Raw genomic sequence first — 14,122 nt, 5'->3', positions numbered from 1 at the left:
ATGAAAAAGATCACCATTATCTTCAGACACGCGCCCCATGGCAGTGCCAAAGGTCGGGAAGGACTGGATTTTGCGCTGCTCAGCGCCAGTTTCGAGCAAGAGGTCAGCCTCATCTTCGTCGATGAAGGCGTACTTAATCTGCTGCCGCTTCAGACTCCTGAAGTAATAGGCGCCAAAGATTTCCTGGCAGCCTTCAAGGCATTGCCCCTTTACGATATCGAGTGCGTCTATGCTTGTCATCAGAGCCTGGCAGACTATCAACTAGATGAATTAGCCCTGGCCTTCCCGCTGGAGATTAAATCCCCAGCCGAGATAGGTGAGCTGCTAACTCAAGCCGATGAGGTCTTTGTCTACTGATGATACTGCATATCGTTCAATACTCGGCGACTCAAGATAACGCCCTTGCCACCTGCCTACGCTACATTAAGCCCCAAGACACCCTCTTGTTGCTCGGCGATGGCGTAAACGCTCTGCTACTACAAAAATGGCAACATGCCTTGGCAGACACCCAGATCTGTCTGCTTGAGCAAGATGTGGTCGCCAGAGGCTTACAATCTCGCTTGGGCCAATATAAGCAGCTTAGTCAGGCTGAATTTGTCCACTACACATTAACTCACGCTAAGGTGATCACTTGGTAAATTTTATTATGTATGGCGATAGTCAGATCCCCACGGATCCCCAGGGCTATTTGAAAAATGTCAGTGACTGGAATGAGGAACTGGCAGTACTTATCGCCACCGAAGAAGAGATAACCCTAACGCCAGCGCACTGGGAAGTGGTGCATTTCGTACGCGATTTCTACATGGAATTTAAGACAAGCCCGGCCATTCGTGTGCTGGTCAAGGCCATAGGGCAGAAGCTCGGCGCCGAAAAGGGTAATTCCAAGTATCTCTATACCCTCTTCCCCCTCGGCCCGGCGAAACAGGCCACTAAGATCGCTGGGCTACCTAAGCCTGCCAAGTGTATCTAATCTTTAAGCCGTTAATTACAGTTTAATTAATTGTATTGAGCTATAAAAAAACCTTCGCATTCGCGAAGGTTTTTTTGTGGTTAGAGATTTTTCATCACTAACATAATCGCTTTCCCAAATGTTGCTAACATTACTGCGACGAAGATACAGATAATGACGACATAGGTCAGCCACTGAAAATAGCGCCCACCGTTATCCATGTTTCACACTATCTCTTTATCACGTTAGCCTATTTGAGTCAGGCCGCCCATGTATGGACGTAGCGCCTCAGGTACTGTGATTGAACCATCGGCATTCTGATAATTTTCCAGCACGGCCACCAAGGTACGGCCGACTGCAAGACCTGAACCGTTCAGAGTATGTAGCAACGCCGGCTTCTTGGCAGATTTGGCCTTATAGCGCGCTTGCATGCGACGAGCCTGGAAATCTTGCATATTGCTGCAAGATGAGATCTCACGGTAGGTGTTCTGCGCCGGCAGCCAGACTTCGATGTCGAAGGTCTTCGCCGCGCCAAAGCCCATATCACCAGTACAGAGCACAACGGTGCGGTAAGGCAGGCCCAGGCGTTGCAGTACAGTTTCGGCGTGCTGAGTCAGGCTCTCGAGCGCGGCCATAGAGTCTTCAGGCTTCACCAGCTGAACCAACTCGACCTTGTCGAACTGGTGCTGACGAATAAGACCACGAGTATCACGGCCGTATGAGCCGGCTTCGCTGCGGAAACAAGCCGTATGAGCCGTCATCTTAATCGGCAGCTCATCTTCATCGATAATGGTATCGCGGGCCAGGTTAGTCAGCGGCACCTCGGCGGTCGGGATCAGGCTCAGGCCCTGGCCTTCTTCGGTAGCAGGCTTGGTATGGAACAGATCTTCACCAAACTTTGGCAGCTGACCGGTACCTAGCAGGCTGTCTTCGTTAACCAGCAGCGGTACATAGGTTTCTGTGTAACCATGCTCTGTGGTGTGCAGATCCAGCATGAACTGGGTTAGCGCACGGTGCATGCGGGCGATCTGCCCCTTCATCACGATGAAACGAGAACCAGTGATCTTAACGGCGCTCTTGAAATCAAGACCAGCGTGTTGCTCACCCAGATCCACATGATCTTTCACTTCGAAATCAAACTGCTTAGGCTCACCCCAGCGGCGGATCTCGACGTTGTCGTTTTCGTCCGCACCAATAGGCGCTGACTCGTCCGGCAGGTTAGGCACGCTCATGGCAATGGCGTTTAACTCTTCCAGTAACTGGTTGAGTTCGGCTTTCTTGCTGTCTAGCTCGGCGCCAAGATCGCCGACTTTGGCCATGATAGGCTCAACATCTTCGCCCTTTGCCTTAGCCTGACCGATAGACTTGGAGATCGCATTACGGGACGCTTGCAGCTCTTCTGTCGCCACCTGTAGTGACTTACGCTTTTCCTCTAACTTGCTGAGACGATCCACATCCAGGATAAAACCACGGGTGGCGAGACGCTCGGCGGTCGCTTCTAATTCAGTACGTAAAAATTTGGGATCTAACATGTTTTTAGTTTCTTAATAGTTAAATGCGAGAAAAAACCAACTGCTGTCCTAAGTAAACCATGAATAAACATAGACATAGGTTCAGAGCGATATTTGTAAATGCTTTCAACCAGGCGCCCTGCTGCATCAATAACAGGGTTTCGTTCGAAAAAGTTGAAAACGTCGTAAGTGCTCCTAATAACCCAACACCTACTAATGCTTTGATTTCAGGACTGACCTGACTCGCTTCACCTAGGGCATAGATCACGCCCATCAGGAAGGAGCCGATCACATTGACCATGAGTGTACCAAAAGGAAAAGAAGAGCCAAACACCTGAATCATGAATATTGAAATAAGATAACGAAATACCGCACCAATAGAACCACCCAGGGCCACAAAAATGAGATTATTCATAGCGTTTCACCTCACTTGCCCTGTCCATCTCTGCCAAGGTGGCCAACTTGGTCTTGATGCGTTTCTCGAAACCATGCTCGCTAGGGTAGTAGAACTGCGTGCCTGCTAGCGGCTCAGGGAAATAACACTCACCGCTGGCATAATGATTAGGTTCATCATGGGCGTAGCGATACCCCTCGCCAAGGCCGATATCGGCCATCAGCTGAGTCGGCGCATTACGCAGGTGATTCGGCACAGGTTGACTGCCGGTCTCCCGCGCCAGCAGGCGCGCCGCCTTGAAGGCGGTATAGACGGCGTTACTCTTGGGCGCGCAGGCGAGATAGACGACGGCCTGGGCAATTGCACGCTCCCCTTCGGCCGGTCCGACCCGATGGAAACACTCCCAGGCATTGACCGCTACCGACATGGCCACAGGATCGGCGTTACCTATATCTTCCGAGGCGATTGCCAGCAGGCGACGGGCAACGTACAGCGGATCGCAGCCCCCTTCGAGCATGCGGCAATACCAGTAGAGCGCCGCATCCGGCGCCGAGCCCCGAATTGACTTATGCACAGCCGAGATAAGGTCGTAATATTGATCGCCATTCTTATCAAATCCGGCGAGCTGTTGCCCGGCCACCTCGATAAGCATCTGGGGATGAAACTCGCCGCCGTCCGGCAGCATATCGCTCATCAACTCGATAAGGTTGAGGGCCTTACGGGCATCGCCATCACAGAGACTGGCCAACTTCTCTGCTACCTCATCAGGCATCTTAAGCTGACGCTTACCCAGACCACGCTCCTCATCTTCCAGCGCCTGACGGACTATCTTGATGATCTCAGCGTCTTGCAACCGCTTGATCAGATAGACCCTGGCGCGGGATAACAGCGCGTTGTTGATTTCAAAAGACGGATTTTCCGTGGTGGCACCGATAAAAATCACAGTGCCATCTTCGATAAAGGGCAAGAAGGCATCTTGCTGGCTCTTGTTGAACCTGTGCACCTCATCGACAAACAGCAAGGTGCGCTGCCCGCGTGACTGGGCCACACTCTTGGCGTGCTCGATGGCGGCGCGGATCTCTTTCACCCCGGAGGTGACCGCAGAGATGCGCTCGACATGGGCATTGGCGTAATGGGCTACCAGTTCGGCGAGTGTAGTCTTGCCGGTACCCGGTGGTCCCCAGAACATCATGGAGTGGGCCCTGCCGGCCTCGAGAGCCTGACGCAGCGGCTTACCCTCACCTAATAGGTGATCTTGCCCTATATATTGCGACAATTTTTCCGGCCGCATTCTCGCGGCAAGTGGGCGGAAGTCTGGCGCGAAATCGAAACTTAAGCTAGACACAAATGACCTTATCTAATGACTTATTCAAATGGCTTATTCTAACCGCTAATTCAAAGGCTTAATCCAATGCCTTGAGGCGCTGATCGTCAATATCGACGCCTTCGGGGACGGTAAACTGAAACAGGTTAGCATCGGCGTCCATCAATGGCGCCTGGGCTGACAGATTAAAGACGCTAAGGTTACCCTGCTGGTCAGTCAGCTTCATCACCTCGAGTTGCTCGTCCTTAAAGCAGACCTCAACGCTAGTCACGCTGGCATCGACGGCCTTAGGGGTGATCTGATAGCAATCATCCAGACGCTTTACCTGATAGGCCAACCAGGTCGTTTCGTCGCGATGTACCAAAAGCGCGATCGGCGAAGCATCGATGGCCTGATTGAAATCCAACACAGACACCTCTTCTGCGAAAGGATTGTAGATCCACACGTCCCGGCCATCGGCGACAATCAGGGATTCATCCGGCTGGGTCAGATGCCAATAAAACTGATTGGGTACCGCCAGGGCGAAGGTGCCCGTGCCTTGCTGGATCACCTTATTATTAACGTCGGTTACCTGCTGGCTAAAATTGGCCTTGAGGTTATCAAGCTTGGCAAGTTTGTCCTTTAGGGCTGCCGAATCATCGGCGTAGCTTGATGCCGCCACGACTAAAGGCAAGGCACAGACTAATTGAGATAAGGGTTTTAGCATTTCAAATCCTTTCATGTAAAAGCGCTCGCTATTCACTCGGGTTACTGTCCCTATTAACTCAGGACTTTTTACTCAGGACTGTTAACTCTCTATATTTAACTCTCACCTTTTCATCAGAGAGTGTCTCACGAGTTTGTCACGAGAAATATTAACGAGAGCTTAATAATCTTTCGGCGGTGGAGGCGCCAGCACCTCACGGTTACCGTTATGGCCTTGAGAGCTGACTACGCCCTGCATCTCCATCTGTTCTATGATGCGAGCGGCGCGGTTATAGCCAATCTTAAACTTACGCTGCACGCTGGAGATAGAACCACGACGGGTCTCGGTAACAAACGCCACCGCCTCATCGTAGAGTGAATCCATCTCTTCATCATTCTCCGCAGCTTCACCCGGCAACAGTACCTGTTCGCCTTCTGCCGAGCCCTGCAAGATCTCATCAATATATTGCGGCTTACCGCGGCTATGCCAGTCGGCGACGACAGCGTGGACTTCATGGTCATCGATAAAGGCGCCGTGAACACGGATAGGCACACTGGTCCCCGGCGGCAGGTAGAGCATGTCACCCATACCCAACAGAGTTTCAGCACCTTGCTGATCTAAGATGGTGCGCGAATCGATACGGGATGACACCTGAAACGCCATACGGGTTGGTATGTTGGCCTTAATCAAACCCGTGATCACATCAACCGATGGACGCTGGGTCGCCAGGATGAGGTGGATACCGGCAGCGCGGGCCTTCTGGGCGATACGAGCGATCAACTCTTCCACCTTCTTACCGACGATCATCATCATATCGGCAAATTCGTCGACGATCACCACGATAGACGGTAGCTTATCCAGCTCAGGCGCCTGCTCTTCCATGCTGTCTTGTGAGCGCCACAGCGGATCTGTGATCACCTCACCGCGCTCCTTAGCTTCCTTGATCTTGGCGTTGTAACCCTTAAGATTGCGCACACCTAAGGCCGACATCAGCTTATAACGACGCTCCATCTCGCCTACACACCAGCGCAGGGAGTTAGCGGCTTCCTTCATGTCGGTAACCACCTCACAGAGTAGATGTGGAATGCCTTCATACACAGAAAGCTCCAGCATCTTAGGGTCGATCATGATGAAGCGTACATCGTCGGGACCCGACTTATAGAGCAAGCTGGTGATCATCACGTTGACCCCCACAGACTTACCCGAACCAGTGGTACCGGCCACCAGAAGGTGTGGCATCTTACCAAGATCCACCACCACAGGTTCGCCCGAGATATCCTGACCCAGCACCATGCTAAGGTGCGACTTGCTATGCTCAAAGGCTTCGCTGCCCAGCACGTCACGCATAAACACGGTTTCGCGGAACTTGTTAGGGATCTCCAGACCCACATAGGCCTTACCCGGGATCACCTCGACCACACGAACGCTCTCTGCTAGCAGTGAACGCGCGAGGTCTTTCGACAGATTAGTGATCTTAGACGCTTTGACACCTGGCGCGAGCTCAAGCTCGAAACGGGTAACCACAGGACCAGGGAAGACCCCGACCACCTTGGCCACAATGTTAAAGTCGGCAAGCTTGACCTCGACCAGACGCGCCACCTGATCCAGCTCTTCCTGACTGATTGGGTTTGTCTTACGGTTTGGCACATCGAGCAGTGAAATATCTGGCAGCGGCGTAACAGGCTTCTTCGGTTGAGCCTCTTCCCCCCCCGGCAAGACGACTATGCCATCGACAATTTTCGCCTGCTCGACCTTCTGGTTTTTGGGCTGTTTCTTGGGCAGCACAGCGCCGGTTGAATGCTTGGCATCGAAGTCTATGGAGACTTCATCATCCTGAGCACTAAAGCTCAAAGCAGGCTCTTGCGCTTCTACCTCGGCAGCTGGTTTTGCCGTTGGCAGGCTAAAGCTCGGCTCCTTTATCCGGCCGCGAGAAGAAGCTTCTTGAGCCTCATCCTCGTCATATTCATCATCGTAATCATCCTGTTCGTCCTCATAGGCGTCCTCTTCTGCCTTAGCCAAAGCCTTCTGACGACGAGACTCCTTATATCGGTCAAATACCGACATGAACCCCTTGGTATCATCTGTTTCGGGCGCGCTGGAGAACTTCTCTGGAATATGTTTTAGCTGCCTAATGCACCAGATGGTGGCAAAACCGACCATTTCGACCACGGTTAACCAGCTGATGCCGGTCAGCAAGGTAAAGCCGGCGCCGACGAAACAGAGCAGCAGCAAGGTGGTGCCCAGCTGATTAAAATAAGGCAACATGGCATCGGCGATCACATCACCGGATACACCGCCGGCCGAGAACTCGTAAATGTCATTGGCATTCATGCTGGCCAGGGACGCTAGGCTGAAGGTGATCAACAAGAAACCAATCAGCCTTAGGCCTACCGAAAAATAGTCGATCTCCAACAGGCGATGAATACGTTTGAACAACAGCCAGCCGGTGACCGCCACTATGATAGGAATTAGGTAGGCGGTATAACCGAAGAAATAGAAGAGGACATCGGCAAGCCATGCTCCCACGGCGCCGGTAACGTTTTTAATCTCACCTTCAAAATTAGACTGACTCCATCCAGGATCAGACGAATGAAAGCTGCTCAGTGCAAGCAGAATATAGGTGGCGACCATGCAGCAGAGGATGAGTCCGCCTTCAAGCAGACGCTGCAGACCGCTGAGTGTTTTGACACTATTTCCCTTAGACAAAAGACAACCCACAAAGCAAAAACGAAAAGGTGAGCCTAAGATATCAAAATAATTCGTGCTATGCAGCGTTTTACCTGCCTTTACAGCACAATAGCAAGGCAAAAGGCCTTCATTGGTGAAAAACTATTCGAGGTGAAAAAAAAGGAGCCTTTACGGCTCCTTTTTTACGACATAAATCGTTTTTAAGACTCAAGCGTTACATTGATTGCAACTCTATTGGTCTGCTTGACTTCTTCCATCACAACGTAGGTACGAGTATCAGAAACAGCGGGCAACTTAAGTAGAGTTTCACCTAACAAGCGACGATAGGCAGACATGTCAGAAACACGGGTCTTCAATAAATAGTCGAAGTCGCCAGAAACAAGATGACATTCTTGAATATCATCTAGCAGCTGTACGGCACGATTAAACTTATCAAATACTTCTGCAGTATCGCGATTTAGCGTGATTTCTACGAACACAAGTAATGAGGCCCCAAGATAATGGGGATTTACTAGCGCAGTATATCCATTGATGTAACCTTGCTTTTCGAGTCTTTTAACTCTCTCTAAACAGGGAGTGGGGCTCAGCCCTACACGCTTTGACAACTCCACATTGGAAATGCGGCCGTCGATTTGCAACTCGTTAAGGATGTTACGATCGATCCGATCTAAGTCTTTTATAGGACTCTTTTTATTATTAACCATATTTTTAACCTTGCTTTATCACTAAAACAACATTTACTGCTACGTATGTCAAAAGTTCAGCAGCATTAACTGCCGAAGTGATACTATACTAGATTTCCCTGAAACAATCACGTTCAGGACCTATAAAATAACAATTCAACCCAGAATAAATGGGTTTTTATTCAATTTGAGGCTCGAAGATGATAATTGGTGTACCTAAAGAAATCAAAAACCACGAATATCGTGTTGGTATGGTGCCGTCAAGTGTCCGCGAATTGACCCTAAAAGGTCATGAAGTATTTGTAGAGAAGAATGCAGGTGTTGGGATCGGTTTTAGCGATCAAGACTATGTCGATGTAGGCGCATCAATCTTAGACACTGCAGCTGAAGTTTTTGCGAAAGCAGAAATGATCGTTAAGGTAAAAGAACCTCAAGCGGTCGAGCGTGCCATGTTGCGTGAAGATCAGTTGCTGTTCACTTATCTTCATCTTGCTCCCGATCTGCCACAAACTGAAGATCTTATTAAGAGCGGTGCCGTCTGTATCGCCTATGAAACAGTAACCGATGCCCGTGGCGGCCTGCCGCTACTGGCGCCAATGTCTGAAGTTGCCGGTCGTATGTCTATCCAGGCTGGTGCCATGGCACTGGAGAAGTCTAAGGGCGGCCGCGGCATGCTACTTGGCGGCGTACCTGGTGTTGAGCCAGCTAAAGTCGTTATCATCGGCGGCGGCATGGTTGGTACCAACGCGGCGCAGATGGCCGTTGGTCTCGGCGCAGACGTTGTTATCCTAGATCGCAGCATCGATGCGCTGCGTCGTCTGAACGCTCAGTTCGATAACCGCGTTAAGGCAATCTACTCAACAGCTGACGCCATTGAGAAGCACGTATTAGAAGCCGACCTGGTGATCGGTGGCGTATTGGTTCCTGGTGCAGCTGCACCTAAACTAGTGACCAAAGATCACATCAAGCGTATGAAGCCAGGCAGCGCAATCGTTGACGTTGCCATCGACCAAGGTGGTTGTGTTGAGACTTCTCATGCAACGACTCACCAAGACCCAACTTATATCGTTGATGAAGTGGTACATTACTGTGTGGCTAACATGCCAGGTGCAGTGGCTCGTACCTCTACCTTCGCGCTAAACAACGCGACCCTGCCTTACATCATCAAGTTGGCTGACCTGGGCTACCGCGAAGCACTGCGTCAAGACAAGCACCTGCTAAACGGCTTGAACGTAATGCATGGCAAGGTAACCTGTAAAGAAGTTGCCGAAGCCCTGAACTTCGAATTTGTTGATCCTAGCGTACTACTCGCTTAATCAAGTAAAGAGTGTAAACAAAGGGAGCCAATGGCTCCCTTTTTCGATTAGAACAATCTAAAAGATTGCCTTTACCCCTTAGGGGAAATTCCCTACAATCGCTGCAATTCGCTAAAGGCACGGAGAAAAAGATGAGCCAAGCTAGACACTGTAACTTATTAATTTTGGGTTCGGGCCCTGCTGGGTACACCGCCGCTGTTTATGCTGCCAGAGCAAACCTAAAGCCTGTATTGATCACAGGTATGCAGCAAGGTGGTCAGCTAACGACCACGACCGAAGTTGAAAACTGGCCAGGCGACGCCGACGACCTAACCGGTCCAGCTTTGATGGAGCGTATGCAGAAGCATGCCGAAAAATTCGAAACAGAGATCATCTTCGACCACATCAACGAAGTTAACCTGCAAGAGCGCCCTTTCCAACTAAAAGGCGACAGCGGCGAATACACTTGTGATGCGCTAATCATCTCAACCGGCGCCTCGGCCATGTACTTAGGTCTTGAGTCGGAAGAAGCCTTCAAGGGTAAAGGTGTTTCGGCCTGTGCCACCTGTGATGGTTTCTTCTACCGTAACCAAAAGGTTGCGGTGATCGGTGGTGGTAACACGGCCGTTGAGGAAGCGCTTTACCTGAGCAACATCGCATCAGAGGTGCACCTTATCCATCGTCGCGACAGCTTCCGCTCAGAGAAGATCCTGACCAAACGCCTGATGGACAAGGTTGCGAACGGCAACATAGTACTGCATCTCGACAGCACCCTAGACGAAGTCGTAGGCGACAACATGGGCGTCACAGGTGTGAAGATCAAAAGCACCAAAGATGGCGCCATCACAGAATTTGATGTCATGGGTGTATTCGTAGCCATCGGCCACAAGCCAAACACTCAGATGTTTGAAGGTCAGCTAGAGATGAACAACGGCTACATCAAGGTGCAGAGCGGTCTTGGCGGCAACGCCACCCAAACCAGCATTGCTGGTGTATTCGCCGCAGGCGACGTGATGGACCAACATTACCGTCAGGCGATCACCTCTGCCGGCACCGGCTGTATGGCTGCCCTGGACGCAGAGCGTTTCTTAGACGCACAGTAAGCGTTACTCATAATGAAAAAGCAGGCCTTGTGCCTGCTTTTTTTGTCTTTAATACCAATCACGGTAGATAAGTGCTCAGAAATAGCACGGGAAAAACGTTCGAGAACAAGGCAGAGTTTTTGATAAGTAGTTATTCTACAATCAAAAATGATAACACCGTTTTCGGACGTTTTAACAAGCTAGAGTGAACAGTTATTTACTACGATTGGTATAAGATCAGCCAAATAAATTTGCGATGATCGGGCACAAAAAAAGGGACCCAGGGGTCCCTTTCAAAGCAAAGCTCACTAATTACTTAGCTAGAGCTTCTTTTGCCTTTTCAACTAGAGTGGCGAAAACCACTTTGTCGAATACAGCGATGTCTGCCAAAATCTTACGATCGATTTCGATAGACGCCTTTTTCAGACCGTTGATGAAACGGCTGTAAGACAGACCATTTTGACGAGAAGCCGCGTTGATACGTGCAATCCACAGTTGACGGAATTGACGTTTCTTCTGACGACGGTCACGGTAAGCATATTGGCCAGCTTTGGTTACTGCTTGCTTAGCAACACGGTAAGTACGTGAGCGAGCTCCGTAATAACCTTTAGCTAGTTTTAATACTTTCTTGTGACGAGCACGAGCGGTTACACCACGCTTAACTCTAGGCATTGTTCTTTACTCCTCTAATTAAGCGTATGGTAGTTGACGTGCAATAGCTGGCACATCAGACTTCGCAACTAAACATTTAGCACGTAAGTGACGTTTACGCTTAGTGCTCTTCTTGGTCAAAATATGACGTAAATGGGCTTGCTTGCGCTTAAAACCGTTAGCGGTTTTCTTAAAACGCTTTTGTACACCCTTGTCTGTTTTCATTTTAGGCATTGCTAAAACTCCGCATTGGGAAATTAATAAAACGCAAGGCGAGCAGAGGCCCTCAGAGAGGTCTCTGCTACTTTTAAATTTGCCTTACTATTTCTTTTTCGGCGCGAGTACCATCACAGCCTGGCGACCTTCCATTTTTGGAAAAGCCTCCACAACCGCTATCTCAGCCAGGTCGTCTTTAATACGATTCAAAAGATTCATACCAAGACTCTGGTGAGCCATCTCGCGACCACGGAAACGCAGCGTTACTTTCGCCTTGTCGCCGTCTTCTAGAAAACGCTTCAGGTTGCGTAGTTTTACCTGATAGTCGTTTTCGTCAGTACCGGGACGGAATTTTATTTCCTTCACCTGTATCTGTTTCTGCTTCTTCTTTTGCTCTTTTTGGGCCTTAGCCTTGTCAAAAAGATACTTTCCGTAGTCCATTATGCGACATACAGGCGGCTCAGCGTTTGGGCTGATCTCTACGAGATCTACGCCCGCTTCATCTGCAAGTTCTTGCGCTTCGCGAAGACTTACAATGCCGATAGTTTCACCGTCTAATCCATTGAGTCGTACTTCTGATACGCCCACAATGAGTTCGTTAATTCTATTCGCCGCTGCTTTACGCACGTCTGTTTTCTTGATCTTTATGACCTATTCCTCCAACAAATTTAGACTACGGAGCGAAATCTGTTCTTTAACCATGGCAGCAAATTGATCGATTTTGATCTTACCTAGGTCAACACCATCTCTGGTTCGCACCGCGACTTCCCTATTTTCCATCTCTTGATCACCCACGACCAATAGATAGGGAACACGCCTTAGGGTGTGTTCGCGTATTTTAAAGCCAATCTTTTCATTCCTCAAGTCTTTCGAGGCACGAATTCCCTGATCTTTAAATAATTTGACCACTTCGTCAACATATTCAGACTGTTTGTCAGTAATATTCATCACAACAGCTTGAACCGGTGCCAACCAAGTTGGGAACTTACCTGCGTACTCCTCAATCAGAATCCCCAGGAAACGCTCCAGTGAGCCTAAAATCGCACGGTGGATCATCACTGGCGTCTGACGGCTGTTATCTTCGGCAACATAAGTCGCACCCAGACGTCCAGGCAAGGCGTAATCAAGCTGCACTGTACCGCACTGCCATGCCCTGTCTAAGCAGTCATGGAGCGTAAATTCGATCTTAGGACCATAGAAGGCACCTTCGCCCGGTAGGATCTCATACTCGATGTCATTGGCTTTCAGCGCATCCATCAATGCCTGCTCAGCTCTGTCCCACATGGCATCGTCACCGATACGCTTCTCTGGGCGGGTAGAGAGTTTCACCACGATATCGTGGAAACCAAAGGTCGCATAGGTGTCATAGACCATCTTGATACAGCCACTTACCTCTTGCTGCACCTGCTCTTCGGTACAGAAGATATGGGCATCATCCTGGGTAAAGCCACGAACGCGCATCAAGCCGTGAAGAGAGCCCGACGGCTCGTTACGGTGACAACAACCAAACTCGGCCATACGCAGTGGCAGATCGCGGTAAGACTTGAGACCTTGGTTGAAGATCTGCACGTGACCTGGGCAGTTCATCGGCTTCACCGCGTACTCGCGGTTTTCAGAGTGAGTAGTGAACATGGCTTCGGAATATTTATCCCAGTGACCACTGCGCTCCCACAATACACGGTCCATCATCAAGGGGCCTTTCACCTCTTGATAGGTGTACTGACCCAGTTTCTGACGAATGAATCTTTCAAGCTCGAGGAACAGACTCCAACCGTCGTTGTGCCAAAACACCATGCCTGGTGCTTCTTCCTGCATATGGTACAGGTCAAGCTGCTTACCTATCTTACGATGGTCGCGCTTAGCCGCTTCTTCGAGGCGAGTCAGATGGGCCTTAAGGGCCTTCTTGTCTGCCCAAGCGGTACCATAGATACGCTGCAGCATCTTGTTGTCTGAGTTACCGCGCCAGTAGGCACCGGCAACACTCATCAGCTTGAAGTGATGACAGAACTTCATGTTAGGCACATGGGGGCCACGACACATGTCGGTATATTCTTCGTGATGATAGAGCGCAGGCTGGTCGTCTTTGCTGATGTTCTCATCTAAGATGGCCATCTTGTAGCTTTCGCCGCGTGACTCGAAGGTGTCACGGGCTTCTTGCCAGCTGACGACGCGCTTAACCACATCATAGTTTGTCTTAGCCAATGCCAGCATACGCTTTTCTAGCTCGGCTACATCTTCCTCGGTCAGCTTATGGTCGAGATCCACGTCATAGTAAAAACCGTTATCGATCACCGGGCCGATGGCCATCTTGGTTTCAGGCCACATCTGCTTGATGGCGTGACCCAATAAGTGAGCACATGAGTGACGTAAGATCTCTACCCCTTCATCGTCTTTTGCGGTGATGATAGCCAGATCGGCATCTGTCTCGATCAAGTCACACGCATCTTTCAGCTCGCCATTGACGCGACCTGCGATACAGGCTTTTGCGAGACCAGGACCTATGTCCGCGGCGACATCTAGGGTAGAAACGGCGTTAGCAAATTCACGCTTGCTGCCATCGGGAAGTGTAATTACAGGCATGTATAATCCTTATCCAGTGGTGACCCCTACGTAGGGCCACTTGGTCATATTGAGAAAAATTTAA

At 50.1% G+C, this 14,122-nt stretch carries 15 protein-coding genes; 5 read left to right on the top strand and 10 right to left on the bottom strand.

The window, feature by feature from the left end; all coding sequences use genetic code 11:
- From tusC to K0H81_RS09620, 3 genes are read left to right on the top strand one after another with little or no spacing between them, the layout of a single operon-like run.
- Positions 1-357 carry a sulfurtransferase complex subunit TusC gene (gene tusC / locus K0H81_RS09630; protein WP_220060716.1) on the top strand — a complete coding sequence of 119 codons (357 nt, stop codon included), beginning with the start codon at positions 1-3 and terminating at the stop codon, positions 355-357.
- Complete coding sequence (gene tusB / locus K0H81_RS09625; RefSeq protein ID WP_220060715.1) at positions 357-638, top strand: sulfurtransferase complex subunit TusB; 282 nt, start codon at positions 357-359, stop codon at positions 636-638. Before tusC ends, tusB begins: the two co-directional genes overlap by 1 nt.
- Before the next feature lie 8 nt (positions 639-646).
- A complete protein-coding gene (locus K0H81_RS09620; RefSeq protein WP_144199425.1) occupies positions 647-970 on the top strand; it encodes a TusE/DsrC/DsvC family sulfur relay protein in 324 nt (107 codons plus the stop codon).
- A gap of 224 nt (positions 971-1,194) precedes the next feature.
- Here the strand turns inward: K0H81_RS09620 and serS are convergent, their stop codons facing one another.
- From serS to lrp, 6 genes are all read right to left on the bottom strand, one after another.
- Positions 1,195-2,481 (bottom strand): serine--tRNA ligase, encoded by a 1,287-nt coding sequence (serS, locus tag K0H81_RS09615; protein WP_144204217.1) that lies wholly within the window; start codon positions 2,479-2,481, stop codon positions 1,195-1,197.
- A 19-nt stretch (positions 2,482-2,500) separates the two neighbouring features.
- Complete coding sequence (gene crcB, locus K0H81_RS09610; RefSeq protein ID WP_011865819.1) at positions 2,501-2,875, bottom strand: fluoride efflux transporter CrcB; 375 nt, start codon at positions 2,873-2,875, stop codon at positions 2,501-2,503.
- Entirely contained in the window at positions 2,868-4,199 is a 1,332-nt protein-coding gene (locus K0H81_RS09605) for a replication-associated recombination protein A (RefSeq protein WP_220060714.1), read from the bottom strand. Before K0H81_RS09605 ends, crcB begins: the two co-directional genes overlap by 8 nt.
- Before the next feature lie 58 nt (positions 4,200-4,257).
- Entirely contained in the window at positions 4,258-4,884 is a 627-nt protein-coding gene (gene lolA / locus K0H81_RS09600; RefSeq protein WP_220060713.1) for an outer membrane lipoprotein periplasmic chaperone LolA, read from the bottom strand.
- A gap of 159 nt (positions 4,885-5,043) precedes the next feature.
- Positions 5,044-7,569, bottom strand: a complete 2,526-nt coding sequence (locus K0H81_RS09595) for a DNA translocase FtsK (RefSeq protein WP_220060712.1) — start codon at positions 7,567-7,569, stop codon at positions 5,044-5,046.
- A 182-nt stretch (positions 7,570-7,751) separates the two neighbouring features.
- Complete coding sequence (lrp, locus tag K0H81_RS09590; RefSeq protein ID WP_011865823.1) at positions 7,752-8,255, bottom strand: leucine-responsive transcriptional regulator Lrp; 504 nt, start codon at positions 8,253-8,255, stop codon at positions 7,752-7,754.
- A gap of 179 nt (positions 8,256-8,434) precedes the next feature.
- On the opposite strand from lrp, the gene ald reads away from it, so the two are divergent.
- Both ald and trxB read left to right on the top strand, forming a co-directional pair.
- Positions 8,435-9,550: an alanine dehydrogenase gene (ald, locus tag K0H81_RS09585; protein ID WP_144204222.1), complete on the top strand. Its 1,116-nt coding sequence runs from the start codon at positions 8,435-8,437 to the stop codon at positions 9,548-9,550.
- A 131-nt stretch (positions 9,551-9,681) separates the two neighbouring features.
- Positions 9,682-10,632 (top strand): thioredoxin-disulfide reductase, encoded by a 951-nt coding sequence (trxB, locus tag K0H81_RS09580; protein WP_220060711.1) that lies wholly within the window; start codon positions 9,682-9,684, stop codon positions 10,630-10,632.
- Positions 10,633-10,923: 291 nt separating this feature from the next.
- Here trxB and rplT read toward each other — a convergent pair whose 3' ends face one another.
- The 4 genes from rplT to thrS form a co-directional block, all read right to left on the bottom strand.
- Positions 10,924-11,283 carry a 50S ribosomal protein L20 gene (rplT, locus tag K0H81_RS09575; protein WP_011865827.1) on the bottom strand — a complete coding sequence of 120 codons (360 nt, stop codon included), beginning with the start codon at positions 11,281-11,283 and terminating at the stop codon, positions 10,924-10,926.
- An 18-nt stretch (positions 11,284-11,301) separates the two neighbouring features.
- A complete protein-coding gene (gene rpmI, locus K0H81_RS09570) occupies positions 11,302-11,496 on the bottom strand; it encodes a 50S ribosomal protein L35 (protein WP_011865828.1) in 195 nt (64 codons plus the stop codon).
- An 87-nt stretch (positions 11,497-11,583) separates the two neighbouring features.
- Positions 11,584-12,126 (bottom strand): translation initiation factor IF-3, encoded by a 543-nt coding sequence (infC, locus tag K0H81_RS09565; protein WP_041406632.1) that lies wholly within the window; start codon positions 12,124-12,126, stop codon positions 11,584-11,586.
- Between the two features lie 3 nt (positions 12,127-12,129).
- A complete protein-coding gene (gene thrS, locus K0H81_RS09560) occupies positions 12,130-14,058 on the bottom strand; it encodes a threonine--tRNA ligase (protein WP_220060710.1) in 1,929 nt (642 codons plus the stop codon).
- Positions 14,059-14,122 lie beyond the last annotated feature (64 nt).

It is taken from the genome of Shewanella halotolerans, assembly GCF_019457535.1.
Classification (GTDB): domain Bacteria; phylum Pseudomonadota; class Gammaproteobacteria; order Enterobacterales; family Shewanellaceae; genus Shewanella; species Shewanella halotolerans.
Note: the sequence above shows the minus strand (reverse complement) of the source record. Positions and strands in the feature narration are given on the sequence as shown.

Bases quoted from the DNA above. Each gene is read 5' to 3' on its own strand.
- rpmI (WP_011865828.1), bottom strand. From the start codon at position 11,496: ATGCCTAAAATGAAAACAGACAAGGGTGTACAAAAGCGTTTTAAGAAA.
- tusB (WP_220060715.1), top strand. From the start codon at position 357: ATGATACTGCATATCGTTCAATACTCGGCGACTCAAGATAACGCCCTT.
- lrp (WP_011865823.1), bottom strand. From the start codon at position 8,255: ATGGTTAATAATAAAAAGAGTCCTATAAAAGACTTAGATCGGATCGAT.
- tusC (WP_220060716.1), top strand. From the start codon at position 1: ATGAAAAAGATCACCATTATCTTCAGACACGCGCCCCATGGCAGTGCC.
- crcB (WP_011865819.1), bottom strand. From the start codon at position 2,875: ATGAATAATCTCATTTTTGTGGCCCTGGGTGGTTCTATTGGTGCGGTA.
- K0H81_RS09620 (WP_144199425.1), top strand. From the start codon at position 647: ATGTATGGCGATAGTCAGATCCCCACGGATCCCCAGGGCTATTTGAAA.
- thrS (WP_220060710.1), bottom strand. From the start codon at position 14,058: ATGCCTGTAATTACACTTCCCGATGGCAGCAAGCGTGAATTTGCTAAC.
- rplT (WP_011865827.1), bottom strand. From the start codon at position 11,283: ATGCCTAGAGTTAAGCGTGGTGTAACCGCTCGTGCTCGTCACAAGAAA.
- lolA (WP_220060713.1), bottom strand. From the start codon at position 4,884: ATGCTAAAACCCTTATCTCAATTAGTCTGTGCCTTGCCTTTAGTCGTG.
- serS (WP_144204217.1), bottom strand. From the start codon at position 2,481: ATGTTAGATCCCAAATTTTTACGTACTGAATTAGAAGCGACCGCCGAG.
- trxB (WP_220060711.1), top strand. From the start codon at position 9,682: ATGAGCCAAGCTAGACACTGTAACTTATTAATTTTGGGTTCGGGCCCT.
- ald (WP_144204222.1), top strand. From the start codon at position 8,435: ATGATAATTGGTGTACCTAAAGAAATCAAAAACCACGAATATCGTGTT.